This window comes from Hylemonella sp. W303a (assembly GCF_046452315.1).
Classification (GTDB): Bacteria; Pseudomonadota; Gammaproteobacteria; order Burkholderiales; family Burkholderiaceae_C; genus Hylemonella.
Window position 1 is genome coordinate 38,103 of record NZ_JBKFDG010000002.1, and the last position, 23,426, is coordinate 61,528.

The window sequence follows — 23,426 nt, forward strand, 5'->3', positions numbered from 1 at the left end:
CGCACGTCGCGCGGCCCATCCTCCGAGGAGAGCGCCATGCACCAGACCCATGACGTGTTCAACCAGCCCGCGCCGCTGGTCGATCTCAATCTGTTCGACGGCAATCTGGCGATGCGCGATGCGCTCAAGGTCCACGCACCCATGCTGGACCTCAAGCCCTTGGAAGCGCTGGGGCAACTGGCGGGCAACGCCACCATGCAGGTGCACGCGCGCTTGGCCAATGCGCATGGCCCGCAGCTGCGCACGCACGACCGCCAGGGCTACCGCATCGACGAGGTGGAGTTCCACCCGAGCTACCACATCCTCATGTCGGCGGCCATGAAGGCGGGCCTGCATGGCACGCCATGGGCCCCCACGCTCGGTACTGACGTGTCCTCGCTGCCCCCCGAGGGGGCGCTCGCGGCCAGGGGCGGCCCGTCGCCGCTCGTGGCGTCGCCTCACGTCCAGCGTGCCGCGGGCTTCATGCTCTTCACCGAGCTGGAGCCCTCCATTCTTTGTCCGATCTCCATGACCTACGCCGTCACGCCTGCGCTGCGCGCCAATGCGGCCATTCACCAGGAATGGGCACCCGGCCTGGGCGCGCGCGCCTACGATCCGGCGCTCACGCTCTACAAGCACAAGAGCGGGCTGACCATGGGCATGGGCATGACGGAGAAGCAGGGCGGCAGCGATGTGCGGGCCAACACCACGCGCGCCGAGCCCGATGGTCACGATGCCTGGGGCGCGCGTTACCGCCTGACCGGCCACAAATGGTTTTTCTCCGCGCCCATGAGCGATGCCTTTCTGGTGCTGGCGCAGACGGCGAATGGCCTGAGTTGCTTCTTCCTGCCGCGTGTGCTGCCCGAGGCCCTGTCCGGCGGCTCCACCCAGGGCCAGCACAACGCGCTGCGCATCCAGCGCCTCAAGGACAAACTGGGCAACAAGGCCAACGCGAGTTCCGAGGTGGAATTTGAAGGCGCGCTGGCCTGGCTGGTGGGTGAGGAGGGGCGGGGCGTGCCGCAGATCCTGGAAATGGGCACGATGACCCGGCTGGACTGCGCCTTGGGCAGCAGCGGGCTGATGCGCCAGGCCTTGACCCAAGCCCTGCACCACGCACGCCAGCGCATGGCCTTCGGCAAGACCTTGATCGAGCAACCCCTGATGAAAAACGTGCTGGCCGATCTGGCGCTGGAAAGCGAGGCCGCCACCGCGCTGGCCCTGCGCATCGCGCGTTGTTTCGACCAGCCCGACGACCCGCACGAGAAGATCATGGCCCGTCTGCTCACGCCTGTCGCCAAGTTCTGGATCTGCAAGCGTGGCGCCGGCTTCGCGCAGGAAGCCATGGAATGCCTGGGCGGCAACGGCTACGTGGAGGAGGGCGGTGAAGGCGTGCTGGCGCGCATCTACCGCGAGATGCCGGTCAATTCCATCTGGGAAGGCGCGGGCAACATCATGGCGCTGGACCTGCTGCGCGGCCTGCGCAAGGCCGACGCTGCCAGCGCCCTGGCGCAGGAACTGAAGCCTGCCCTGGGCCAGCACGCCGCGCTCGACCGCATGGCCCGCAGCCTGCCCCTGCGCGTGGAAGTCATGGGCAGCGAGGTCGAAGCGCGCCGACTGGCCCAGGACGTGGCCCTGGCCGTGCAGGCCGCCTTGCTCGCGCAGAGTGCGCCGGGTTTCGTGTTCAGCGCCTTCTGCGAATCCCGCCTCGGCGGTGCCTGGGGCCAGACCTACGGCAGCCTGAGCAATGGCGTCGATTTCGACGCGATCTTGCGACGCGCCTTGCCGGCATGATGAATCTGTTGGAGCGTCAAATAGGCCGGTTTCAGCAGGTTCACTGGCTGGGGCGGACCCGACGATTTGGATTTTGCGTTCAGCAAAATCGTATGAGGAAGGTTCGTCCCAGCCAGTGGGCCTGCGTGCCCTGACACATGCACGCATAACCGGCGCACGCCAGCCGTGCTGGCGATAATCCACGAATGGCTCTGACTTTCTTCTGGCACGACTACGAAACCTTCGGCGTCAACCCTCGCCGCGACCGCCCCGCCCAATTCGCCGGCATCCGCACCGACGCCGACCTGAATGAAATCGGCGAACCCGTCATGATCTACTGTCGGCCCGCCGACGACTACCTGCCCGACCCCGGTGCCTGCCTGCTGACCGGCATCACACCCCAGACCTGCCTCGAACGCGGCGTTCCCGAGCACGAATTCGCCGCTCGCATCGAACAGGAACTCGCCCAGCCCGGCACCATCGGCGTGGGCTACAACACCATCCGCTTCGACGACGAAGTCACCCGCTTCCTCTTCTGGCGCAACCTCATCGACCCCTACGCCCGCGAATGGCAGAACGAGTGCAGCCGCTGGGACCTGCTTGACGTCGTGCGCCTGTGCCGCGCCCTGCGACCCGAGGGCATCGAATGGCCGCTGCACCGCGACGGCGAAATGAAAGGCAAGCCCAGCTTCAAGCTCGAGCACCTGACGGCCGCGAACGGCCTCACACACGATGCCGCGCACGACGCTCTCAGTGACGTGCGCGCCACCATCGCCCTGGCCCGACTCATCAAGGACAAGCAACCGCGTCTCTTTGAATTCGCCCTGGCCCTGCGCAAGAAGGACGCCGTGGCGGCCGAGCTGGGCCTGCCCACATCACAAGCCCAGGCCCGGCCTTTCCTGCATGTGTCAGGCATGTTCCCGGCGGATCGCGGGTGCCTGGCGCTGATGTGGCCCCTGGCCACGCATCCCACGAACAAGAACGAGTTGATCGCCTGGGACTTGAGCGCCGACCCGCGCGAACTCGCTGGACTGAGCGCGGACGAGATTCGCCAGCGCCTCTACACCCGCACGGACGACTTGCCAGAAGGCGTCAGCCGCCTGCCCATCAAGAGCGTGCACCTCAACAAGTCGCCGATGGTGGTCAGCCATCTCAAGACCTTGCGCCCGGAGCTGGCTCAGCGCTGGGGCTTGGACCTCGAAACCGCGCTGCGCAACGCGGCCGTCGCGCGTGAACTGCCGGACATGAGCGCCATCTGGCCCCAGGTGTTCCAGCGGCCTGCGGAGACCGGCAACCCCGACGTGGACGAAGACCTCTACGGTGGTTTCGTCGGCAACGAAGACCGACGCCGCCTGGCACGCCTGCGCGCACTCTCGCCCCAGGAGCTGGCCACCAGCCGCACCGGTTTCGACGACGCGCGTCTGGGCGACATCCTGTTCCGCTACCGCGCGCGCAATTTCCCGGACACACTGAACGAGGACGAGCAGGCACGCTGGCTGGCCCACCGCGTGGCGCGCCTGGTCGAGGGTGAAGGGGGCGCGCGCAACCTGGACGCCTTGTTCGCCGAACTCGACCGCCTGGGTCAGGACGCGACGGAACAGGGCGATGAACGCGGCGAGGCCATCCTGGAAGCCTTGTATGCCTACGCAGAGCACATTGCCCCTGAGGCCTGAGTTCGCAGGAGAGCCCCCCGCATGGCTGACATCGACACCCTGGTTGATTTCGCCGCCCGTTATCCACGCCTCTTTGTGCTGACGGGCGCGGGTGTCAGCACCGACAGCGGCATTCCCGACTACCGCGATGCCAATGGCGACTGGAAACGCCCGCCACCCGTGACCTTCCAAGCCTTCATGGGCGAGCTCGCGACGCGTCAGCGTTACTGGGCACGCAGCCTGATCGGTTGGCGCACGATCGGGCAGGCGCGGCCAGGACCAGCGCATCACGCGCTGGCCGTGCTGGAGGCGGCGGGCCGCATCGAACTGCTGCTGACCCAGAACGTCGATGGCCTGCACCAGGCCGCGGGCAGCCGCCAGGTGATCGATCTGCACGGTCGCATCGACACCGTCTGCTGCATGGCCTGCGCGCGCCGCTGGCCGCGCGCCGAGTGGCAGGAAACCTTGCGCCAGGCCAATCCGGATTGGGTGGCCCTGCACGCCCCGGCTGCGCCGGACGGCGACGCCGATCTGGACGGCGTGGATTTCAGCACCGTGGTCGTACCACCGTGCCCGCATTGCACGGCCGAAGGGCGGGTGAGCATCGTCAAACCGGACGTGGTGTTCTTCGGTGAGAACGCGCCGCGTGCGCGGGTGCAAGCCGCTTTCGACGCGCTGGCGCGGTCCGACGCCATGCTGGTCGTGGGCTCCTCGCTCATGGTCTATTCCGGCTTGCGCTTTGTGCAGGCCGCCGTGGCGGCGGGCCAGCCGGTCGCAGCGCTCAATCTGGGGCGCACGCGCGCAGACGATCTGTTCGCGCTCAAAGTCGAGCAGTCGGTCGGGCCGGCTTTGCGAGCGCTGGCGGTGGCCTACGGTCCCCGCGCTGCTTCATCCGTCTGACCAGGACCAGGAGGGACGAATCATGAAAGTGGCTGTGATGGGCGCGGGCGCCGTGGGTTGTTATTACGGCGGTTTGCTGGCGCGCGCTGTGCGCGGAGCCGGGCACGATGTGACGCTGATCGCGCGACCCGCGCATGTGGAAGCCATCCAGCGCACGGGCCTGCGACTGGAAACCCAGGGCTTCGACGAGCGGGTGCGCCTGCATGCCAGCAGTGATCCCGCCGCCGTGGCGGGCGCCGATCTGGTGCTGTTCAGCGTCAAGTCCGGCGCGACGGAGCAGGCAGGCGCGCAGATCAAGCCGCACCTGAAGCCCGGCGCCTTGCTGCTGTGCCTCCAGAACGGAGTGGACAACGCCGAACGCCTGCGTGCCGTGCTGCCGAAGCACAACGTGGCCGCCGCTGTGGTCTACGTGGCCACCGAGATGGCGGGTCCCGGTCATGTCAAGCACCATGGACGCGGGGAACTGGTGATCGAGCCCTCGGCCGCGGCCGTCGCGCCCGCATTGATCGCGGCTGGCATTGCGGTGGAGGTCAACGACAACGTTCGTGGCGCGCTCTGGGCCAAACTCATCCTCAATTGCGCCTACAACGCGCTCTCGGCCATCACCCGCCGGCCCTATGGTGTGATGGTGCAGGGCGCGGGCGTGCAGGACGTGATGGCCGATCTGGTGGCCGAATGCCTGGCCGTCGCGTCGGCCGATGGCGTCGTGATCCCAGGAGGCAAGGCCGCGACCGAGGCTGCCGTGCGCCGCATCGCCGAGACCATGCCTGGCCAGTATTCATCGACCGCTCAGGACCTGATGCGCGGCAAGCTCAGCGAGATCGACCACCTCAACGGCTACGTGGCGCGCCGCGGCGCTGCCCTGGGCGTGCCCACGCCGGTGAACCGCGCTCTGTGGACGTTGGTGAAGCTGCTGGAAAACCAAGGACAGGAAACGCAGGTGACTGCGTAGCGCGGTGGTCTGTCGGATGATGGGCGCGTACAACCACAAGGAGACTGCGACATGATTCCGGATTTCAAGGGCAAGGTGGCCGTGCTGACCGGCGCGGCGTCGGGCTTCGGCCTGGAATGCGCCCGCATTGGCGCGGCGCGTGGCATGAAGCTCGTGCTGGTCGACGTGCAGCAGGACGCACTGGACCGAGCCGCCACCGAACTGCAAGGCGCGGGGGCCGAGGTGCTGGCGCGCAAGGTCGATGTGAGCGATGCGGCCCAGATGGAAGCCCTGGCCCAGGCCGTGCAGGCGCGTTTCGGCGCGCCGCATTTCGTCTTCAACAACGCAGGCGTGGGCGCGGGCGGCCTGGTCTGGGAAAACAGCGTGGCCGATTGGCAGTGGGTGCTGGGGGTGAACCTTTGGGGCGTGATCCACGGTGTGCGCGTTTTCACGCCCATGATGCTGGATGCCGCAGGCCGGGACCCCAACTGGCGGGGCCACATCGTGAACACGGCCAGCATGGCGGGCCTGCTGACGCCGCCGAACATGGGTGTCTACAACGTGAGCAAGCATGCCGTGGTGGCGCTGACCGAAACGCTGTACCAGGATCTGGCCCTGGTCACCGATCAGGTCGGCGCGTCGGTGCTGTGTCCGTACTTCGTGCCCACCGGCATCAACAGCAGCGAGCGCAACCGGCCGCACAACCTGGCTGCTGGCCAGGCCACGCGCAGCCAGCGCATTGGGCAGGCCATGAACGACAAGGCCGTCAACTCGGGCAAGGTGAGCGCGGCGCAAGTCGCGGCCGCAGTCTTTGACGCCGTGGCCAGCGGCGCCTTCTACATTTACAGCCATCCGCAGGCGCTGGGCCATGTGCGTGAACGCATGGAAGCCATCGTGGGCCAACACAATCCGCCGGACCCTTTCGCGGCGCGGCCGGACCTCGGAGAAAAACTGCGGCAGGAGCTGCGGGAGGACGCGCGCCTGCGTTGACGCGATTGAACGGCGGGGTTCAGTGCGTCAGAGGGTCAAGGGTGGGAGCCTGCGTCTCCCGGCATCGGTGCTCCACGGGTTTGGCGCCAATCCTCGAGCGCCGTCGCGGGCATCGGGCGCGCGTAGAAATAGCCTTGCAGCTCGTCACACGCCAGGCCCGCGAGGATGTCGCGCTGGCCCGCGGTTTCCACGCCTTCGGCCACCACGGTGAGTCCCAGCGCATGCGCCAGGCTGACCACGGCCTGCACGATGGCGCGGGCGTCCGCGCTGTGTTCCAGGTCTCGCACGAAACTCTGGTCGATTTTCAACTGGTCGGCGTCCAGCTGGCGCAGGTAGGACAGGCTGGAATAACCTGTGCCGAAGTCGTCGATGGACAGCTGGATGCCGATCTCGCCCAGTTGCTCGAAGATGCGCAGCGTGTGCCCGGTGTCTTCCATCGCGACGGATTCCGTGACCTCGAAACTCAGCAAGGCGGGGTCCAGCCCGTGTTTCTTCAGCAGTTCCGCAGTGCGTTCGGCCAGGTCGGCTTGGCGCAGCTGGTGCACCGACAGGTTGACAGCCACGGCCAAGGGCTGGCCCTGATCCCGCCATGCCACGGCCTGGATGCAGGCCTGCTCAATCACCCAGTCGCCCAGGGCGTTGATCAGGCCGAACCGTTCGGCCACCGGGATGAAGACGCCCGGCCCCAGCAGGCCGCGTTGGGGGTGGCGCCAACGCGTCAGCGCCTCGACCCCAGTGAGGCTGCCATCGCGCGCGCTGATCTTGGGCTGGTAATGCAGTTCGAGTTCACCCTCGTGTGCCAGGGCCTGGCGCAGGTCGCGCTGCAGTTCGAGCTGCTCCTTGGCCCGCGCACTCATGTGCGGTTCGTAGAAGACGAAATGCGCGCCACCCGCGCGCTTGGCCGCATGCATGGCCGCGTCGGCTTGAACGAGCAGCTGGTCGGCCGCGCCGTCACGCGGGAAACGGGCGATGCCGATGGAGCAGGATAGGCGCACCTCCTGCGGGCTGTCCTCGTCGCCGCCGCGCACCACGGCGGAGACATCGTCGATGATGCGGCGCGCGATCCGCGCGATGGCATCGGCGTCGCCCTGGTTGTCCAGCAGGATCACGAACTCATCACCACCCACCCGCGCCACGGCGTCGATGGCGCGCAGTTGAGTCGTCAAGCGACGCGCTATCTCGCGCAGCACGTCGTCGCCAAAGCGGTGGCCAAAGGAATCGTTGACCGGCTTGAACCCGTCCAGGTCCACGAAGAGCAGGGCGAAGCTGTGCCCGTCGCGTTCGCTGCGCTCGACCGCCAGCCGCAGACGTTCGTCCAGCATGCGTCGGTTGGGCAGCCCGGTCAGTCCGTCGCGCAGCGACTGCTCCTTGAGCTGGTTGTGGCTGTTCTTGAGCGAGGCGGCCAGCAGCGCGGTTTGGGTTTGCATGTGCGCGTCGATCATCGAGGTGATGGTCGCCAGCAGCAGCAACACGCCCGTGGCGGCGGCGATGACTGCGCTCAGTCCCATGCCGCCCAGTTGGTCAGCGCTCAGGCAGATGGCACCTGCGGGAAAGGACGCCGCCGCCATGCCGCTGTAGTGCATGCCGAAGATTGCCAAGCCCATCAGCAAGGCGGCACCGACTTGCCCCAAGAAGGCAGCCCGCCCTTGCAGCTTGCGCAGGCCAAAGAAGATCAGCAGGGATGCTGCCGAGGCGCCGATCGCGATCACGATGGAGATCGTCACCCAGAGCACCGACCACTGGATGGGTGGTGCCATGACCAGCGCTTGCATGCCCAGGTAGTGCATGGCGCAGATGCCGCCGCCCATGATCAAGGCGCCGCGTGTCACCCGCCCCCAACTGAGAACGGGATCGCTGGCGATGTGCAGCGCCACGCCCGAAGCCGCCACCGCGGCCAGCCAGGACAGGCAGGTGATGGCGTAGTCGTAGCCGATGGTGATGGGCAGGTCCATGGCCAGCATGCCCACGAAATGCATGGCCCAGATGCCGGTGCCCATGACGATGGTGCCGCTGAGCCACCAGCCTCGCGCCACCGAGAGGTGGGGCGTGCGCACGCGGCGCGCCAGATCCAGCGCGGTGTAGGAGGCAAAGCTCGCGATCAGGTAGGACAGCGCCACGACCCAGGGGTCGTAGCTGGGCATGAGCAGATCAGGCGAGGGGACCATGGAAAAACCGCAAGCGAAGCAGGAAAAACTCCAGGCGAAAACGCCCGGTACGCGCCTGTATGGACAGCGCTGTCGGATTGTGCACTCATCAGCGCCGCGCATCCAAGCCCGCTCACGTGAATGCGCCGATTGAGGGTGCGAACACTCAGGACCGTGAATATTTCACGACAAGTCAACAAAGAGCCCCGCGTTCCGGCCAGCACCCGGAACGCCGCGTTGGGCACCGAGCTTGGACACGCGTGTTAAGGCGCATTCAGGCGCGCAGACCGGGCGACAGCGTCGTGGGCCCGCGGCCAGGCAGGGTCAGGCTGGAAAGTTGCTCCGGCGTGCGGGCCAGCAGCACGCCCTTGCGCCAAACACCGAGACGGGCGGGGCGCAGGCGGATGGCCTCGATCACGTCGCGTGCCTGCAGCAGCACGAAGCTGGCGTCGCACCCCGGCGCCAGCCCGTAGTCGCTCAGGTGCAAGACCCGGGCGGCGTTCGCGGTCACCGCGTCGAAGCAGGCGCGCATGCCCTCCTGGCTGGTCATCTGCGCCACGTGCAGGCCCATGTGGGCGACATCCAGCATGTCGGCGCTGCCCAAGGAATACCAGGGGTCCATCACACAGTCGTGGCCAAAGGCCACGGTCACGCCCGCGGCCATCAGCTCGGGGACGCGGGTCATGCCGCGTCGTTTGGGATAGCTGTCGTGTCGGCCTTGCAGCGTGATGTTGATCAAGGGATTGGCCACCGCGCTCACCCCGCTTTGCGCGATCAGCGGAATCAGCTTGCTCACGTAGTAGTTGTCCATGCTGTGCATGGAGGTCAGGTGCGAGCCGTTCACGCGGCCTTGCAGACCCAGGCGATGGGTCTCGTAGGCCAGGGTCTCGATGTGCCGTGACAGCGGGTCGTCCGACTCGTCGCAGTGCATGTCCACCAGCAGGCCGCGCTCGGCGGCGAGTTCGCACAGCAGTTTCACGCTGGCCGCGCCATCGGCCATGGTGCGCTCGAAATGCGGGATGCCACCCACCACGTCCACGCCCAAGTCGAGCGCCCGTCGAAGGTTGTTCAAACCTCCCGGGGTCCGCAGCACGCCGTCCTGGGGGAAGGCCACCAGCTGCAGGTCCAGGTAAGACGCGACGCGCTTCTTGACTTCCAGCATCGCACGCACGGGCAGCAGGCTGGGGTCGCTGGTGTCGACGTGGCTGCGGATGGCCAGCAGGCCGCGCGCCACCGCCCAATCGCAGTAAGCCAGCGCGCGCTCGACCAGGGCCTCCTCGGTCAACAGGGGCTTGAGTTCGCCCCAGAGGGCGATGCCCTCCAGCAGCGTTCCACTGGCGTTGACACGCGGCAGGCCATAAGACAGCGTGGCGTCCATGTGGAAATGCGGGTCCACGAAGGGCGGCGACAGCAACCAGCCCGCGGCGTCCACGGTCTCATGCGCGGGCGCCTGGACGGCGCTGAGCCCCTCGCTGACCTCGACGATCTTGCCGTCGTGCACGGCAACGGAGACGTTCTGTCGCCCATCGGGCAAACGGGCGTGGGTGATGAGCAGATCAAGCATGGCGGGTGTCCGTTGTCGGGTTTGTTCAAGACGCGTGGGCGGCAAGCGCCTAAGCTAGGGCCTGTTCACACTCATTTCTCACATGCCAACGGGGTGCGAACGGGGTGCGAACGGCGCCAATCTCGGCGGGCTCATCCTTCGCGTCAGCGCGTGGGCCCAGATTTTTTTGCGAAAGCCAACATCATGCAATTCGGCTACACCATTCTCTATGTGGAAGACGTCCCCAGAACCTTGGATTTCTACGAGGCCGCTTTTGGCTTGACTCGCCGCTTCCTGCATGAGGCGGGCGACTATGGCGAGATCGAAACCGGTGCGACCGCCCTGGCGTTCTCGTCCCTGCGTCTGATGAGGGAGCTGGGCAAGAACCCCCAGCCAGCCTCGGCCGACGCGCCCAGCTTCGAAATTGCGTTCACCACGCCCGACGTCGCTGCCGCCGTGCGGCGTGCCGTCGACGCTGGCGCGCGCCTGGTGCAAGCGCCGCAGCGCATGCCCTGGGGGCAGACCATGGCTTATGTGGCCGACCTGAATGGCATTTTGGTCGAGTTGTGCACACCCATGGCCCCTCCAGCGGCTGTTTGACGCGGCACTGGGACACCACGGCCCAAGACCCTGTCTGTAGCCCAGTCCAGGGACTTGTTCACGCGGGGCGCCGTAGTGCCAGAACACCGCCTCAGCCTTAGCTTCAGCCATAGCCGGCCTCGGTCGCGGTCATCAGTCCTAGCGGGTGACGGCGTAGCATCGACGGGGATTGCCCCAGCCAACGCCGACACTCCCGGCTGAAATGTGCCTGATCGGCGTAACCATGGTCCGCCGCGATCTCCGCCAAGGGCCGTGCGGTGCCCAGGTCGCGAACCGCCCGGCGCACCCGCGCCAAAGCCAGCCAGAAACGTGGCGGACGCGCGGTGGCCTGCTGCGTCAGCCGTTCCAGGCCCCGCTGCGAGACGCCCAGCGCCTTGACGGCGTGCCGCACGCTGTGAGCGTGCGCCAGGGTGTGCAGCGCTTCTTGCACGCAGGGGTCTAGTCGCGTGTGCTCCTCCAAGGCTGCCAGCACGCGACGCTCCAGTTCGGCATTCATCCAATCGGGGGGATGCCAACTTGTGCCAGACCATGGCTCAGACGAGAGCTTGCGCTGACCACGCTGCGCAAGCCCGTCATGGCCAGAAGCCCTCATGGAGCGCATTGCCCGCAACAGCCCGTCTTCATTCAGGAGGGCGCCTGGCTGCAGTCGGTAGCCCAGCCAATGTTCACCCGCATGGCCTGGCACATCGACAGTGGCATCGGTCAAAGCAGAGACATGCCATTGAGGCCGACCGAGCGCGTCGACATTCAGGATCAGGTCACGGCAGCCGTCCGGCAGCACGGTGGTGCTGCGGTCGTCGACCGCGGTGAACTGCCAACGCGCCAGCACGGTGGTGGGCAGGGCGCTGGCTTGCGTGTCGGCCCTGCTCATCGCTCTCCCTTGCGGTAGGGCTTCATCAAGGCCTGAGGATAAGCCGCCCTGCGCGCCACCAGCACCAGCGCGAGGATGGACAGGGCGTAGGGCAGCATCAGGTAGAGCTGGTAGGGCAACCAGGCGTCACCGGACTGCTGCAGGCGCAGTTGCAGGGCGTCGAAGAAGGCGAACAGCAGGGCTCCGAGCAAGGCCTTGCCAGGCCGCCACGACGCGAACACGACCAGGGCCACGCAGATCCAGCCGCGTCCGTTGACCATGTTGAAGTAGAAGGCGTTGAACGCGGACAGGGTCAGGAATGAGCCCGCCACGCCCATCAGCGCTGAGCCGATCACGATGGCGCCCGTGCGCACCGCCAACACAGGGATGCCCTGGCCCTCGGCGGCTTGCGGGTTCTCGCCGGTCATGCGCACCGCCAGGCCCAGGGGCGTGCGGTACAAGCCGTAGGCCAATACTGGGACGAGCGCCAGGGCGAGCAAGGTCAGGGGCGTTTGCGCGGACAGCGCGGGAATCTGCCCGATCAGAGGCCAATCCTGCATCGGGCCAAACGGCGTCACCGTGGGTGGGGTGCTGACCTGCGGAAAACTGACGCGGTAACCGTAATAGCTCAATGCAGTTGCCAGCAAGGTGATGCCCAGGCCCGAGACATGCTGCGACAGCGCCAAACCCACGGTGAGCAAGGCATGCAGCAGGCCCAAGGCCATGCCTGTGAGCGCGGCCACCAGTACCCCACCCCACAGCGGCGCGCCCAGGTAGACAGCGAGCCAGCCCGTGAAGGCGCCCGCGACCAGGATGCCCTCGATGCCCAAGTTCAGCACGCCCGCGCGTTCGCACAGCAGCACACCCAAGGTGCCCAAGATGAGAGGGGTGGCGATGCGCAGCACCGCGCTCCAGAAGTCTGGGTTCAGCAGCAGGTCCATGGTCAGCCCCCACGCTCCCGCACGGCGAGTGAATCGCTGCCCCCCCGCGCAGGCTGGTCCTGCGCTTCGCTCGGGGTGACGCTTCGGGAGCCTTGGGACGGCCCGACGGTGCTCCGCGTTTTCCAGCGGATTCGGTACTGCGTGAACAGTGCCGCGACGAGTACGGCCAGCAGCGCAGTCGCGACGATCACGTCAGCGATGTAGGTGGGCACGGCGATGGCGCGGCTCATGCTGTCCGCGCCGACCAGCACGCCCGCGACAAACAGGCTAGCGAGCACCACGCCCAGTGGGTGCAGGCCCGCCAGCATGGCGATCACGATGCCGCTGTAGCCGTAGCCGGGTGACATGTCGAGCGTGACGTAGCTGGTGCGGCCCGCCACCTCGATCGCTCCGGCCAGGCCCGCGAGCGCGCCCGAGAGCAGGGCGGTCAGCACCACCGTGCGCGTGACACGCACGCCCGCGAAGGCCGCGGCGCGCGGGTTGGCCCCCACGGCGCGGATGTCGAAGCCGGGCACCGTGTACTTGAAAAACGCCCAGGTCAGACCGGCCAGCGCCAGCCCGAGCAGCAGTCCGGTGTGAACACGGGTCTGGGGAATCAACTTGGCCAATTCCAGGTCGCCTTGCAAGGCGACGCTCTGCGGCCAACCCAGGGCGAGAGGGTCTTTCATCGGACCGTCGAGCAAGGCAGAAACGCCCAGCAGCACGATGAAGTTCAGCAGCAAGGTGGTGACGACCTCGTCCACCCCCAGCTTGTTCTTCATGAGCGCGGGGCCGAGCAGCAGCAGGGCGCCCGCCAACGCCGCGGCGAGCAACATCAGCGGGAACAGCAGCCACAGCGACAGCGCGAAGCCCGTGCCGCCGTGCAACCCGCCCACGGCGATGGCCGCGAGCGCCCCGGCGTAGAGCTGCCCCTCCGCGCCGATGTTGAAGAGCCGCGCCTTGAAGGCCACGGTGACCGACAGGCCGGTCAAGATCAGCGGAATCGCCCGAGTCAGGGTTTCGCTCCAGGCGAAGACCGAGCCGAAGGCGCCCTGAAACAACAAGCCAAACGTCTGCGCCACCGGAGCACCGGCCCACAGCACCAGCAGGCTGCTGACGGCCAGGGTGACGGCGATGGCGGCGCAAGGGGCCAGCATCAGGGCAAGGACCGACGCCTGTACGCGTTTTTCGAGTCTCATGCCCGATCCCGCTCCTCGCTCACACCCGCCATGGCCAGGCCGATGGCTTCACGCGTCCAGTCCTCGGTCGCGCGCGCTGCACTCAATTGGCCCGCGTGCATCACGGCCACCCGGTCACCCAGGGTCAGGACCTCGTCCAGATCGTCGGACATCAGCAGCACGGCCGCGCCCGCGTCGCGCGCGGCGATGAGTTGATCGTGGACATAGGCCACCGCGCCGATGTCCAGTCCCCAGGTGGGCTGATGAGCGACGATCAGCACAGGCGACTCCATGCTCCCTGCTGCGTGGGGTTCGCCGCGCGTCGAGGGAGTGATCTCATCTTGCAGCGGCCCGGCACAGAGGCGACGGGCGGAGCCATCGGGCAAAAGCAGGGCGCGCCCGAGGATGAGCTTTTGCATATTGCCGCCCGACAGCGCGCGCGCCGGCACGTCCAGACCGCCGCCCCGCACGTCGTAGGTTTCGATCAATCGCCGCGCATGGGCACGCGCCGCGCCGCGGCGCACCCAGAACTTGCGCCAGCTGAAGCCGCTTGCGCGCAGCCGCTCCGAGACGGCGTTTTCCCACAAGGGCAGGTCACCGACCACACCCGCCGCATGCCGGTCTTCGGGAATGCGAGCCACGCCCTGGCGCACCAGCCAGCCTGGCTCAGGTCGCAGAGCTTGGCCTCGCAGTGTGACCGTGCCGCGGTCCGCGCGGCCCACGCCGCACAACAGGTCGGCCAGGGCCGCCTGCCCGTTGCCAGACACACCCGCGACCGCGACGATCTCCCCGGCCTGCAAACGCAGCGAAACATCGCGCAATCCGTCCTGGCTGTGAACCCGGTCCAGCACGCAGATCGCCGCACCCGCCGGGCGGGCGGCCGGACGCCGCCTCGCGATCTCGACGTCACGCCCGACCATCCATGACGCAAGCTGAGCTTGAGTGGTCTCACGCGTCGGCGCTTCGGCCACCAGCTTGCCCGCACGCAGCACGGCCACGCGGTGGGACACGCGCAGCACCTCGCCCAGCTTGTGGCTGATGAACACGATGGACAGGCCTTGCGCGACCATCTGCCCGAGCGTCGCGAACAGAGCCTCGCTTTCCTGGGGCGTGAGCACGGCCGTCGGCTCGTCCAGGATCAGAATGCGCGCGCCGCGCACCAAGGCTTTGAGGATCTCGACCCGCTGGCGTTCACCGACCGAGAGCGTGCCAACACGGGCCTCTGGGTTCACTGGCAGGCCGAAACGCTCGGCCGTCTCCAGCAGCTTGCGCCGCGCGGCCGCACGGCGCGTGCGCAGCCGCCACAGGGGCTCGGTGCCCAGCATCACGTTGTCCAGCACCGACAAGTTGTCCGCCAGCGTGAAGTGCTGGTGCACCATGCCGATCCCCGCCGTCAGGGCCGCCCGCGGCTTGCCAGGTGGCAGGCGCTGGCCCAAAACTTCAACGTGACCCTCATCGGCCACGTAGTGCCCAAACAGGATGGACACGAGGGTGGACTTGCCGGCGCCGTTCTCCCCGAGCAGGGCCAGCACCTCGCCCGCCTTCAGCTCCAACGAGATGCGGTCGTTCGCAAGCAACGCGCCGAAACGCTTGCTGATGCCGGAGAGACGGAGGACTGGGGTCGATGTTTGCTGCATGAGAAGGTTCAACGCCGACACGCCCGAATGTACCGGTCATCAATCGGGGGACACCGCGGAGCCGGCTTTGCCGGTCCGCTGCTGTTGCCCCCTTGCAAGGGGGGGTGGCGTAGCGCCCAAAGAGGCGCGCAGCCTGGGGGTGAGCTTATTTGCTGGATTTGGGCTGAGCGTCGTTGACCTTGACCTCGAACTTGCCCGCGTAGATGGCGGCTTCCTTGGCGCGGACCTTGGCCGCAAGCTCGGTGGGCACTTTCTTCTCGAAAGTGCCCAGAGGCGCGAGCGAGCTGCCCTTGTGCTTCATGTACGAGTAGACGCCGTAGTCTTCGGCGGCGAACTTGCCTTCCTTGACCAGCTTGATCGCGCGGTCGATGCTGGGCTCCATGTGCCAGAGCGCGGAGGCGACCACCGTGTCCGGGTAGTCCGCCTGGGTGTTGATCACATTGCCGATGGCCAGCACCTTGCGTTCCTTGGCCGCGTCGGAAACACCGAAACGCTCCGCGTACATCACGTCCGCGCCCTTGTCGATCATCGCGAAAGCGGCTTCCTTGGCCTTGGGCGGATCGAACCAGCTGTTGATGAAGCTGACCGTGAATTCAACCTTGGGGTTCACTTCCTTGGCGCCTTCCATGAAGGCGTTCATCAGGCGGTTGACTTCAGGGATGGGGAAGCCGCCCACGAGCCCAATCTTGTTGCTCTTGGTCATGCCGCCCGCGATCATGCCGGTCAGGTAGGCAGGCTCCTGGATGTAGTTGTCGAACACCGACATGTTCGGTGCCTGGGCCTTGCCCGAGGAGCCGAAGAGAAAGGACGTTTTCGGGAAGTCCTTGGCGACCTTGCGGCCCGCGGTCTCGACGCCAAAGATCTCACCGACGATCAACTGGTTGCCCGCCGTGGCGTACTCACGCAGCACGCGTTCGTAATCGGCGTTGGCCACGTTCTCGCTGGCTTTGTACTCAATCTCACCGCGCGCTTCGGCGGCCTTGAGCGCCTTGTGGATGCGGCTGACCCATTGCTGCTCGAAGGGGACGGTGTAGACCGCAGCGACTTTGAGCTTGGCTTGGGCGTAAGCGGCAGTGGACAAGACAGCGGTCAGCGCGGCCAGCGCGACGCCGATCAACAGGGGACGACGATGCAACGACATGGAAATGCTCCTGATCAAAGAGAGGGATGAACGGGGAACAGACAAGCAAAAACAGTGCCTCTGCAGGTACCCAGGGCCAGCGCTGCAAAGCCCGTTCGCGGGCTCCCGCGGAGCTGGCTTTGCCAGGCTGCTGGGAGCGCCCCCGGCAGGGGGGGGTGGCGCAGCGAACGACGAGAGCGCAGCCTGGGGGTGATCGTCATTTCGTACCGTAGATCCGGTCGCCCGCGTCGCCCAGGCCCGGCAGGATGTAGCCATGGTCATTGAGTTCGCGGTCCACGGCGGCGGTGTAGATCGGCACGTCGGGGTGGGCTGCGTGAAGGGCGGAGGCACCTTCGGGGCAGGTCAGCAGGCAGACGAACTTGATGGATTTGGGCCCGAGTTCCTTCAGTCGATCCAGCGCGGCGATGGCGGAGTTGCCGGTGGCCAGCATGGGGTCGACCACGACGATGTCGCGTTCGTTCATGCTCTGGGGCATCTTGAAGTAGTACTCCACCGCCACCAGGGTCTTGGGGTCGCGGTACAGGCCGATGTGGCCCACGCGTGCGCCGGGCACGACGTTGAGCATGCCATCCAGCAAGCCGTTGCCAGCACGCAAGATGGAGACGAAGACCAGCTTCTTGCCGTCGATGACCTTGCCGATGGTGGTTTCCAGCGGGGTTTCAATCTCGACGTCCTGCAAGGGCATGTCGCGCGTGACCTCGTAGGCCATCAGGCTGGCCAGTTCGCCCAACAGGCGGCGAAAGCTGTTGGTGCTGGCCTCCTTCTTGCGCATCAGCGTGAGCTTGTGCTGGACCAGGGGGTGCGTGATCAGGTGAACGTTGTCGGGAAGGGCGCTGGGCGTGCTCATGGTTCTGTGCTCTCGTTGATGCTTAAAAGACGGTGCCGTCACTCACGATGTTAAGCGGTGGCGTGCCACCTTCCCGCAAGCGCCGTGCCAGTACCCGGCCTGCTGCCCAGGTTCCGCCCTCGAGCACGCAGGCCAGCGGCATTTGTGCTGGGGTGAGGCCCAGCACGTCGCGCACGCGCGGGGCCAGTTCGTCCAGCAAGGCCACTGTCAGGGCGCGCCACTCGACGATGAATTCATCCCCCGCTTGCCAGGCGCGGCTGGTAGGCACGCTGGCGCGGGGCTGAAGCACGCCTGCGTCCAACAGCAAGCCGCCGTTGCGGTACTCGGGCAGGCCGGTCAAGGCATCCAGTCCGGTCACGGTGACCCCGGCCCATTCAAAGGGCTCCAGCAGCGAATAGGTGAGCCATTGCGAAAGCTTGTGGAAAGGCATCCAACCGTGGCTGCGTCCCGGACCGTCCACACCCGGGTGCCGCCAGCAATCGCCCAGGGCGATGGCGCCGATGCGATTTTGCGCGGGCCAGATGGGGGACAGGTGCGCGAGCAGGGCGCTCAGGATGTCATGGGCTTGGACCTGGCCGTTCTTCTGCGTCATCAGCAGATCGAACAGACCGCCCGGGCGGGCCATGAATGCAGGGACGCTGGAGATGCTCGCCGCGCCCGACTTCACCGGCGCATTGAACACGGCTGGGTTGGCCGCCATGACCTCGCCCAGGCGACGCAGCAAGGCGGCGCGGCCTTCCAGTCCAACCAAGGGGTTGCGCTCGGACACCTGGAAGGCGGCGCCCAGGGTCTCGGCCGTCACACGCTGCAATCCGACGGCATCGGCTTGCAAGGGATGGTCGTGGTCGCTGGAGAAGAGCCCCGCCATGAAGGCATGGAAGCTCGCCACGCCCAGGCCTTCTGAGCGCGCATAAACGGCGGGTGCGTTGCCAGGCCCGCCGCCCGCTTCCTGATAAGACCAGTCCGGCCCCGCGCCTGCATCCAGCAGCACGCTCACCAGCGCCAGGTCGATGTGGGTTCGTGCCTTTTCCGCCGGGCTCGCCGAACCCAACAGGGCGTTCAGCCAGGCCAGGCGATTCACGCCACCTGCCTCGAAGTGCCGCCAGCGGCTGTGGTAGGGGATGTTCAGGTCCGGGTAGCGTTCGCGCGTGACCTTGGCCACCAGGGCGGCGGTCTCGGCCAGCGCTTCATCGTGCACGGAGAACCAGATGGACTCACCTTGCCGCGCCCGGCTCAGAAGGGCGTGGGCACGGGTGCGCACGGCGTCGGTGCCGCGCAGCAGATCGGCGGCTTGCTGATCCAACGGGTCCGCCGCAGCGGCCGCGTCCCTCAAGGTGCCCGGGCTGCGTGTTGCTTGGGAGAGGGTCATGCTGTGTCAGTCCCCCAGACCCCGGCCCTGGGTGGCTTTCAGGGCCTGCGCATCGGGCACTTCACCGGGCGTGAAGTAGCCAGCGGCCATCTTGGCCTGCATCTCCACCTGTGCGTCGGCCGGGATCAACTCGTCGGGAATGTTGACGCGCTCGCCGACTTCGATGCCCGCGCCCGTGATGGCGTCGTACTTCATGTTGCTCATCGAGACCAGGCGGTGGATCTTGCGGATGCCCAGCCAGTGCAGCACGTCGGGCATCAGCTCCTGGAAACGCATGTCCTGCACGCCCGCCACGCACTCGGTGCGCAGGAAGTATTTGTCCGCCGTGTCACCCCCCACCTGGCGCTTGCGCGCGTTGTAGACGAGGAACTTGGTCACTTCGCCCAGCGCGCGGCCTTCCTTGCGCGAATACGCGATCAGCCCCACGCCACCGCGCCCGCCCGCTTCCTTGGGCTGCGCGCCGCGGATGCATTCCTCGATGGCGTGCGTGAGGTAGGGGCGGCAGGTGCAGATGTCGGAGCCGAACACGTCCGAGCCATTGCATTCGTCGTGCACGCGCGCCGTCAACTCGACGTTCGTGTCTGCGAGATCGCGCGCATTCCCAAAGATGTAGATGGTCTGGCCGCCGATGGGGGGCAAGAAGACATCGAGGTCAGGTCGTGTGACGAGTTCGGGGTACATGCCCCCTGTTTCCTCGAACAGCACGCGCCGCAAATCGGTCAAGCTGCAGCCGAAACGCTCAGCCACGCCCGGCAGCCACCACACGGGTTCGATGGCGGCCTTGGTGACCAAGGCCGCGCCATCGGGGGTGAGGATGTGTCCATCAGGCTTCAGACGCCCCTTTTGCACCGCTTCGATGACCTCGGGCAGGATCACATGGGCCTTGGTCACGGCGATGGTGGGGCGGATGTCGTCACCCGCCGCGATTTCTTTCGCGTACACGTCGGCAACCAGGGCGCCCCAGGGGTCCAGGCTGACGATCTTGCCCGCTTCAGACCACTGAGGGTAGGGGCCGATGGCGTCGGTGGGCGCGGTGTTGGTGAGGTCGGCCTTGTGCTTGGGCGATAGCGCGCCAGCCGCGACGGCCAAGGCGCGGTAGATGCTGTAGCTGCCGCTGTGCGTGCCGATGACGTTGCGCCGTTCACGCTGGGCCGTGGTGCCGATGATGGGGCCCCGCTCGGCGGGCGTGGCCGCACCCCAGTGGATGGCGGGCGCGTTCTGGCCGCCGCTGTGCGAGGTCAGGCGGATATGGCGGGGCGGGTTCGGAGTTTCTATGGTCATGGGCGGCCTGGAAAAAGACAACGTGCCGGGCATGCTAGGGGAATTTCGATGGCCCAAGGAAGTTCCGAAATTTCAGCCAGCCGTTCCATTTCGCGATGGCTTGCTAAACTGCCCCTGATCCGCGCAAGCATCATCCTCGGACGCCTTCAGGCCTCATGTCCCGCCTTTCTCCTCGCAGCTTCCTGCGCCAGCTAGACCTGGGCACCTTGGACCTCTACAGCCTGGTCTGCGAGAGGGGCAGCATCGCGGGCGCGGCGGCCCAAGGGCAGATGGTGGCCTCGGCGGTGAGCAAGCGGATCGCGGAGCTCGAAGCACTGGCTGGCGCGCCCTTGCTGACGCGCCATGCCCGCGGCGTGCAGCCCACGCCGCTGGGTGAGCAACTGTTGCGCCATGCGCACGCCATCCTGTCAGCCGCCGAGCATCTGCGCGTGGACCTGGACGAGTTCGCCAGCGGCGTGCGCGGTCATGTGCGCCTGTGCGCCAGTGCCTCGGCCGTGGAGCAGTTCCTGCCCGCCGACATGGCGGTTTTCGTGCGTCGGCACCCGGACGTGCGCGTGGAGCTGCGCCAGGCCGCGAGCCGCGCCGTGGCGCAGGCTGTGCGCGAGGGCGCGGCCGACCTGGGCATTTGTGGCGAAAGCGAGGATGTGCTGGGCTTGGCGGTGCGGCCGTACCGCAGCGAGCAACTGGTGCTGGTGGTGCCCAAGGGACACACCCTGGCACGCTTGGCCAGCGTGGACTATGCACGGGCCCTGGACTTTCCACAGATCGGCTTGCGCGAGAGCAGCACCGTTGGCCAGGTGCTGGCGCGCGAAGCTGGCTTGGCGCGGCGGGTGTTGCGCCGCACCATCGAAGTGGACAGTCTGAGCGCCTTGTGCCGCATGGTCGAGAACGGTCTGGGCCTGGGCGTCATGCCCGAGGGCGCCTACCTGGCCTTGGGCAAGCACTTGGACCTCAAAGCCGTGACGCTCAAGGACGACTGGGCGCGGCGCGAACTAAATCTGTACGCCCGCGATTTCGACACACTGCCAGCTGCAGCCCAGCTGTTCGTGCGCCACCTGCACGTCGAAACGGCGCGCTGAGCCGGCCGAGTCACTCCACCGGGGTCGCAAACCGAGGCCGGCGGATCGGACTGCCGGCAACCGCCCGGGTCAGCCCACAGCTTGGCTCTGTGGAGGCTATGGTGAGGGCTATGGCACACTCGCGAGCTTTGTTCAGGGCGGTCCGTGCAGAGCGCGCCCGCGCACCGAGAGTTTCGACAGATGCAGAGCAGCACCGCGCAGAAAATCATCACGCAGATCGCAGAGGAAATTCGGGTCCGGCCCGCGCAGGTGGAGAGCGCCGTCGCCTTGCTCGATGGCGGTGCCACCGTGCCCTTCATCGCGCGCTACCGCAAGGAAGCCACGGACGGCCTGGACGACACGCAGCTGCGGGAACTGGAAGCCCGGCTCGCCTATCTGCGCGAGCTCGAAGAACGCCGCGCCGCCATCCTCAAGAGCATCGAGGAGCAGGGCAAGCTCACGCCGCAACTGCGCGCCGCCATCGAGGCTGCGCCGACCAAGCAGGAGCTGGAAGACCTCTACCTGCCTTACAAGCCCAAGCGCCGCACCAAGGGCCAGATCGCGCGCGAGGCGGGCATCGAACCGCTGGCAGACCAACTCTGGGCCGATCCCAAACTTGATCCGCACACCGAAGCCCAGGCCTATGTGTTGAAGGACAAGACCGAGGCGGGCGACGATTTCACCACCGTGGCCGCCGTGCTCGACGGTGTGCGCGACATCCTGTCCGAGCGCTGGGCCGAGGACGCGGCGCTGGTTCAAAACCTGCGGGCCTGGCTCTGGGCCGAGGGCCTCTTCCAGAGCAAGCTGGCCGCAGGCAAGGACGAGAACAACGCCGACGTGGCGAAGTTTCGTGATTACTTCGACTACGACGAACCCATCGGCCGTGTGCCCTCGCACCGGGCACTGGCCGTGTTCCGTGGTCGCCAATTGGAGTACCTGGACGCCAAGCTCGCGCTGCCCGTGCCCGCAGAACCCGCTGCGGCCACCGATTCCAAGGCGGCCGCGCAGCAGCCGTCCCTGGCCGAGGGGCGCATCGCCCTGCACCTCGGCTGGCGCCATCAGGGACGTCCCGCGGACGATCTGCTGCGCAAGTGCGTGGCCTGGACTTGGCGCGTCAAGCTGAGTCTGTCCATCGAGCGTGATTTGTTCACCCGTCTGCGCGAGGAAGCGGAGAAGGTCGCCATCAAGGTCTTCGCGGACAACCTGCGCGACTTGCTTCTCGCCGCCCCGGCCGGGCCGCGCGTAGTCATGGGTCTGGACCCGGGCATCCGCACCGGTGTCAAGGTCGCTGTGGTCGACGCCACGGGCAAGTTGGTGGACACGGCCACGGTGTACCCGCACGAACCTCGGCGCGACTGGGACGGCTCGCTCTTCATCTTGGCCAAGCTGGTTGAAAAGCACGGCGTGAACCTGATCGCGATCGGCAACGGCACGGCCAGCCGGGAGACGGACAAGCTGGCCGCGGACTTGATCAAGATGGCGGCCAAGGCCGAACGGGCAATCGAGAAAGTGGTGGTCAGCGAGGCCGGCGCCTCGGTCTACAGCGCCAGCGAATACGCCTCCAAGGAAATGCCGGATGTCGACGTGAGCCTGCGCGGTGCCGCCAGCATCGCGCGCCGCCTGCAGGACCCCTTGGCTGAGCTGGTGAAGATCGACCCCAAGAGCATCGGCGTGGGCCAGTACCAGCACGACGTGAACCAGAGCGAACTCGCGCGCGCACTCGACGCCGTGGTGGAGGACTGCGTGAACGCCGTGGGCGTGGACCTCAACACCGCCAGCGCGCCGCTGCTGGCGCGCGTCTCGGGCTTGTCGAACACCGTGGCGCAGGCCGTGGTGCGTTGGCGCGAGTCCAACGGGGCCTTCCGCGACCGGCAGGAATTGCTGAAAGTCACCGGTCTGGGCTCCAAGACCTTCGAGCAGAGCGCGGGCTTCCTGCGCATCCGTGGTGGTGAGAATCCCCTGGACATGACGGGCGTGCACCCCGAAACCTACCCGGTGGTGGAACAGATCATCGAGAAAACCGGCCGCCCCGTCGCCGAGCTGATGGGACGGGCCGAGATGCTCAAGACCCTCAAGCCCGAACTGTTCGCCAACGAGAAGTTCGGCGTCATCACGGTCAAGGACATCCTGGGCGAACTGGAAAAGCCCGGGCGCGATCCGCGGCCGGATTTCAAGGTGGCGCGCTTCAACGAGGGCGTGGAAGACCTCAAGGACCTGCGCGAGGGCATGGTGTTGGAAGGCACCGTGAGCAATGTGGCCCAGTTCGGCGCCTTCGTGGACCTGGGCGTGCACCAGGATGGCTTGGTGCACGTGAGCCAGCTCAGTAACAAGTTCGTCAACGACGCGCGCGAAGTCGTCAAAACCGGCGACATCGTCAAGGTCAAGGTGTTGGAAGTCGACCTGGCACGCCAGCGCATCAGCCTGACCATGAAGCTGGATACGGCAGCCGCGCGGCCCGCGCGTGATGGCTTTCCGCGCGAAAACCGCTTCGAAGGCGCGGGGCGCGGACAGGTGCAGCAAGCCCGGCGCCGCGATGAACCGACCGGGCAATCGGCCATGGCGGCGGCCTTCGCCAAGCTCAAACGCTGAAGAACATCGGCTTGGCCTGCCCAGGCCTCCTGGCCACGAGGGCAGGG

Annotated in this window: 18 protein-coding genes; 8 read left to right on the top strand and 10 right to left on the bottom strand. The window is 66.9% G+C overall.

Going from position 1 to position 23,426, the window contains the following annotated elements; translation table 11 throughout:
* Window positions 1-36 precede the first annotated feature (36 nt).
* The 5 genes from ACLBKS_RS03850 (at window position 37) to ACLBKS_RS03870 (ending at window position 6,222) form a co-directional block, all read left to right on the top strand.
* Complete coding sequence (locus ACLBKS_RS03850; RefSeq protein WP_410191484.1) at window positions 37-1,770, top strand: acyl-CoA dehydrogenase family protein; 1,734 nt, start codon at window positions 37-39, stop codon at window positions 1,768-1,770.
* A gap of 185 nt (window positions 1,771-1,955) precedes the next feature.
* Window positions 1,956-3,422 carry an exodeoxyribonuclease I gene (gene sbcB / locus ACLBKS_RS03855; protein ID WP_410191485.1) on the top strand — a complete coding sequence of 489 codons (1,467 nt, stop codon included), beginning with the start codon at window positions 1,956-1,958 and terminating at the stop codon, window positions 3,420-3,422.
* A gap of 21 nt (window positions 3,423-3,443) precedes the next feature.
* Window positions 3,444-4,301 (top strand): NAD-dependent protein deacetylase, encoded by an 858-nt coding sequence (locus ACLBKS_RS03860; protein ID WP_410191486.1) that lies wholly within the window; start codon window positions 3,444-3,446, stop codon window positions 4,299-4,301.
* A gap of 22 nt (window positions 4,302-4,323) precedes the next feature.
* A complete protein-coding gene (locus ACLBKS_RS03865) occupies window positions 4,324-5,253 on the top strand; it encodes a ketopantoate reductase family protein (RefSeq protein ID WP_410191487.1) in 930 nt (309 codons plus the stop codon).
* A 51-nt stretch (window positions 5,254-5,304) separates the two neighbouring features.
* On the top strand, window positions 5,305-6,222 hold the full coding sequence (locus ACLBKS_RS03870) for an SDR family oxidoreductase (protein ID WP_410191488.1): 918 nt from the start codon (window positions 5,305-5,307) through the stop codon (window positions 6,220-6,222).
* A 35-nt stretch (window positions 6,223-6,257) separates the two neighbouring features.
* On the opposite strand, the gene ACLBKS_RS03875 is transcribed toward ACLBKS_RS03870, so the two are convergent.
* The gene (locus ACLBKS_RS03875) at window positions 6,258-8,387 is read right to left on the bottom strand and encodes a putative bifunctional diguanylate cyclase/phosphodiesterase (protein WP_410191489.1); all 2,130 of its coding nucleotides are present in this window, start codon (window positions 8,385-8,387) and stop codon (window positions 6,258-6,260) included.
* 253 nt (window positions 8,388-8,640) lie between these two features.
* Complete coding sequence (locus tag ACLBKS_RS03880) at window positions 8,641-9,930, bottom strand: amidohydrolase family protein (RefSeq protein ID WP_410191490.1); 1,290 nt, start codon at window positions 9,928-9,930, stop codon at window positions 8,641-8,643.
* A 183-nt stretch (window positions 9,931-10,113) separates the two neighbouring features.
* Here ACLBKS_RS03880 and ACLBKS_RS03885 point away from each other — a divergent pair, with 183 nt between their 5' ends.
* Window positions 10,114-10,509, top strand: a complete 396-nt coding sequence (locus tag ACLBKS_RS03885; RefSeq protein ID WP_410191491.1) for a VOC family protein — start codon at window positions 10,114-10,116, stop codon at window positions 10,507-10,509.
* Window positions 10,510-10,612: 103 nt separating this feature from the next.
* On the opposite strand, the gene ACLBKS_RS03890 is transcribed toward ACLBKS_RS03885, so the two are convergent.
* The 8 genes from ACLBKS_RS03890 to ACLBKS_RS03925 all read right to left on the bottom strand — a co-directional run bounded on the left by ACLBKS_RS03890 (window position 10,613) and on the right by ACLBKS_RS03925 (window position 19,732).
* A complete protein-coding gene (locus ACLBKS_RS03890; protein WP_410191492.1) occupies window positions 10,613-11,380 on the bottom strand; it encodes a helix-turn-helix domain-containing protein in 768 nt (255 codons plus the stop codon).
* Window positions 11,377-12,300, bottom strand: a complete 924-nt coding sequence (locus ACLBKS_RS03895; protein ID WP_410191493.1) for an ABC transporter permease — start codon at window positions 12,298-12,300, stop codon at window positions 11,377-11,379. Before ACLBKS_RS03895 ends, ACLBKS_RS03890 begins: the two co-directional genes overlap by 4 nt.
* Window positions 12,301-12,302: 2 nt before the next feature.
* Window positions 12,303-13,478 (bottom strand): ABC transporter permease, encoded by a 1,176-nt coding sequence (locus tag ACLBKS_RS03900; protein WP_410191494.1) that lies wholly within the window; start codon window positions 13,476-13,478, stop codon window positions 12,303-12,305.
* Window positions 13,475-15,094 carry an ABC transporter ATP-binding protein gene (locus ACLBKS_RS03905; protein WP_410191495.1) on the bottom strand — a complete coding sequence of 540 codons (1,620 nt, stop codon included), beginning with the start codon at window positions 15,092-15,094 and terminating at the stop codon, window positions 13,475-13,477. The genes ACLBKS_RS03900 and ACLBKS_RS03905 overlap by 4 nt, the downstream gene beginning before the upstream one ends.
* Window positions 15,095-15,239: 145 nt before the next feature.
* Window positions 15,240-16,235: a BMP family protein gene (locus ACLBKS_RS03910; protein WP_410191496.1), complete on the bottom strand. Its 996-nt coding sequence runs from the start codon at window positions 16,233-16,235 to the stop codon at window positions 15,240-15,242.
* A 196-nt stretch (window positions 16,236-16,431) separates the two neighbouring features.
* Window positions 16,432-17,082 carry a uracil phosphoribosyltransferase gene (upp, locus tag ACLBKS_RS03915; protein ID WP_410191497.1) on the bottom strand — a complete coding sequence of 217 codons (651 nt, stop codon included), beginning with the start codon at window positions 17,080-17,082 and terminating at the stop codon, window positions 16,432-16,434.
* 22 nt (window positions 17,083-17,104) lie between these two features.
* Window positions 17,105-18,451, bottom strand: coding sequence for a URC4/urg3 family protein (locus tag ACLBKS_RS03920; protein ID WP_410191498.1), 1,347 nt, complete (start codon window positions 18,449-18,451; stop codon window positions 17,105-17,107).
* A 6-nt stretch (window positions 18,452-18,457) separates the two neighbouring features.
* A complete protein-coding gene (locus ACLBKS_RS03925; RefSeq protein WP_410191499.1) occupies window positions 18,458-19,732 on the bottom strand; it encodes a GTP cyclohydrolase II in 1,275 nt (424 codons plus the stop codon).
* A 155-nt stretch (window positions 19,733-19,887) separates the two neighbouring features.
* Between ACLBKS_RS03925 and ACLBKS_RS03930 the strand changes: the two genes are divergently transcribed.
* Window positions 19,888-20,811 carry a LysR substrate-binding domain-containing protein gene (locus tag ACLBKS_RS03930; RefSeq protein WP_410191500.1) on the top strand — a complete coding sequence of 308 codons (924 nt, stop codon included), beginning with the start codon at window positions 19,888-19,890 and terminating at the stop codon, window positions 20,809-20,811.
* A 180-nt stretch (window positions 20,812-20,991) separates the two neighbouring features.
* Window positions 20,992-23,379: a Tex family protein gene (locus tag ACLBKS_RS03935; RefSeq protein WP_410191501.1), complete on the top strand. Its 2,388-nt coding sequence runs from the start codon at window positions 20,992-20,994 to the stop codon at window positions 23,377-23,379.
* Window positions 23,380-23,426 lie beyond the last annotated feature (47 nt).

Excerpts from the sequence above, each read along its gene's own strand:
- ACLBKS_RS03850 (WP_410191484.1), top strand. The coding sequence starts at position 37 with ATGCACCAGACCCATGACGTGTTCAACCAGCCCGCGCCGCTGGTCGAT.
- sbcB (WP_410191485.1), top strand. The coding sequence starts at position 1,956 with ATGGCTCTGACTTTCTTCTGGCACGACTACGAAACCTTCGGCGTCAAC.
- ACLBKS_RS03860 (WP_410191486.1), top strand. The coding sequence starts at position 3,444 with ATGGCTGACATCGACACCCTGGTTGATTTCGCCGCCCGTTATCCACGC.
- ACLBKS_RS03865 (WP_410191487.1), top strand. The coding sequence starts at position 4,324 with ATGAAAGTGGCTGTGATGGGCGCGGGCGCCGTGGGTTGTTATTACGGC.
- ACLBKS_RS03870 (WP_410191488.1), top strand. The coding sequence starts at position 5,305 with ATGATTCCGGATTTCAAGGGCAAGGTGGCCGTGCTGACCGGCGCGGCG.
- ACLBKS_RS03875 (WP_410191489.1), bottom strand. The coding sequence starts at position 8,387 with ATGGTCCCCTCGCCTGATCTGCTCATGCCCAGCTACGACCCCTGGGTC.
- ACLBKS_RS03880 (WP_410191490.1), bottom strand. The coding sequence starts at position 9,930 with ATGCTTGATCTGCTCATCACCCACGCCCGTTTGCCCGATGGGCGACAG.
- ACLBKS_RS03885 (WP_410191491.1), top strand. The coding sequence starts at position 10,114 with ATGCAATTCGGCTACACCATTCTCTATGTGGAAGACGTCCCCAGAACC.
- ACLBKS_RS03890 (WP_410191492.1), bottom strand. The coding sequence starts at position 11,380 with ATGAGCAGGGCCGACACGCAAGCCAGCGCCCTGCCCACCACCGTGCTG.
- ACLBKS_RS03895 (WP_410191493.1), bottom strand. The coding sequence starts at position 12,300 with ATGGACCTGCTGCTGAACCCAGACTTCTGGAGCGCGGTGCTGCGCATC.
- ACLBKS_RS03900 (WP_410191494.1), bottom strand. The coding sequence starts at position 13,478 with ATGAGACTCGAAAAACGCGTACAGGCGTCGGTCCTTGCCCTGATGCTG.
- ACLBKS_RS03905 (WP_410191495.1), bottom strand. The coding sequence starts at position 15,094 with ATGCAGCAAACATCGACCCCAGTCCTCCGTCTCTCCGGCATCAGCAAG.
- ACLBKS_RS03910 (WP_410191496.1), bottom strand. The coding sequence starts at position 16,235 with ATGTCGTTGCATCGTCGTCCCCTGTTGATCGGCGTCGCGCTGGCCGCG.
- upp (WP_410191497.1), bottom strand. The coding sequence starts at position 17,082 with ATGAGCACGCCCAGCGCCCTTCCCGACAACGTTCACCTGATCACGCAC.
- ACLBKS_RS03920 (WP_410191498.1), bottom strand. The coding sequence starts at position 18,451 with ATGACCCTCTCCCAAGCAACACGCAGCCCGGGCACCTTGAGGGACGCG.
- ACLBKS_RS03925 (WP_410191499.1), bottom strand. The coding sequence starts at position 19,732 with ATGACCATAGAAACTCCGAACCCGCCCCGCCATATCCGCCTGACCTCG.
- ACLBKS_RS03930 (WP_410191500.1), top strand. The coding sequence starts at position 19,888 with ATGTCCCGCCTTTCTCCTCGCAGCTTCCTGCGCCAGCTAGACCTGGGC.
- ACLBKS_RS03935 (WP_410191501.1), top strand. The coding sequence starts at position 20,992 with ATGCAGAGCAGCACCGCGCAGAAAATCATCACGCAGATCGCAGAGGAA.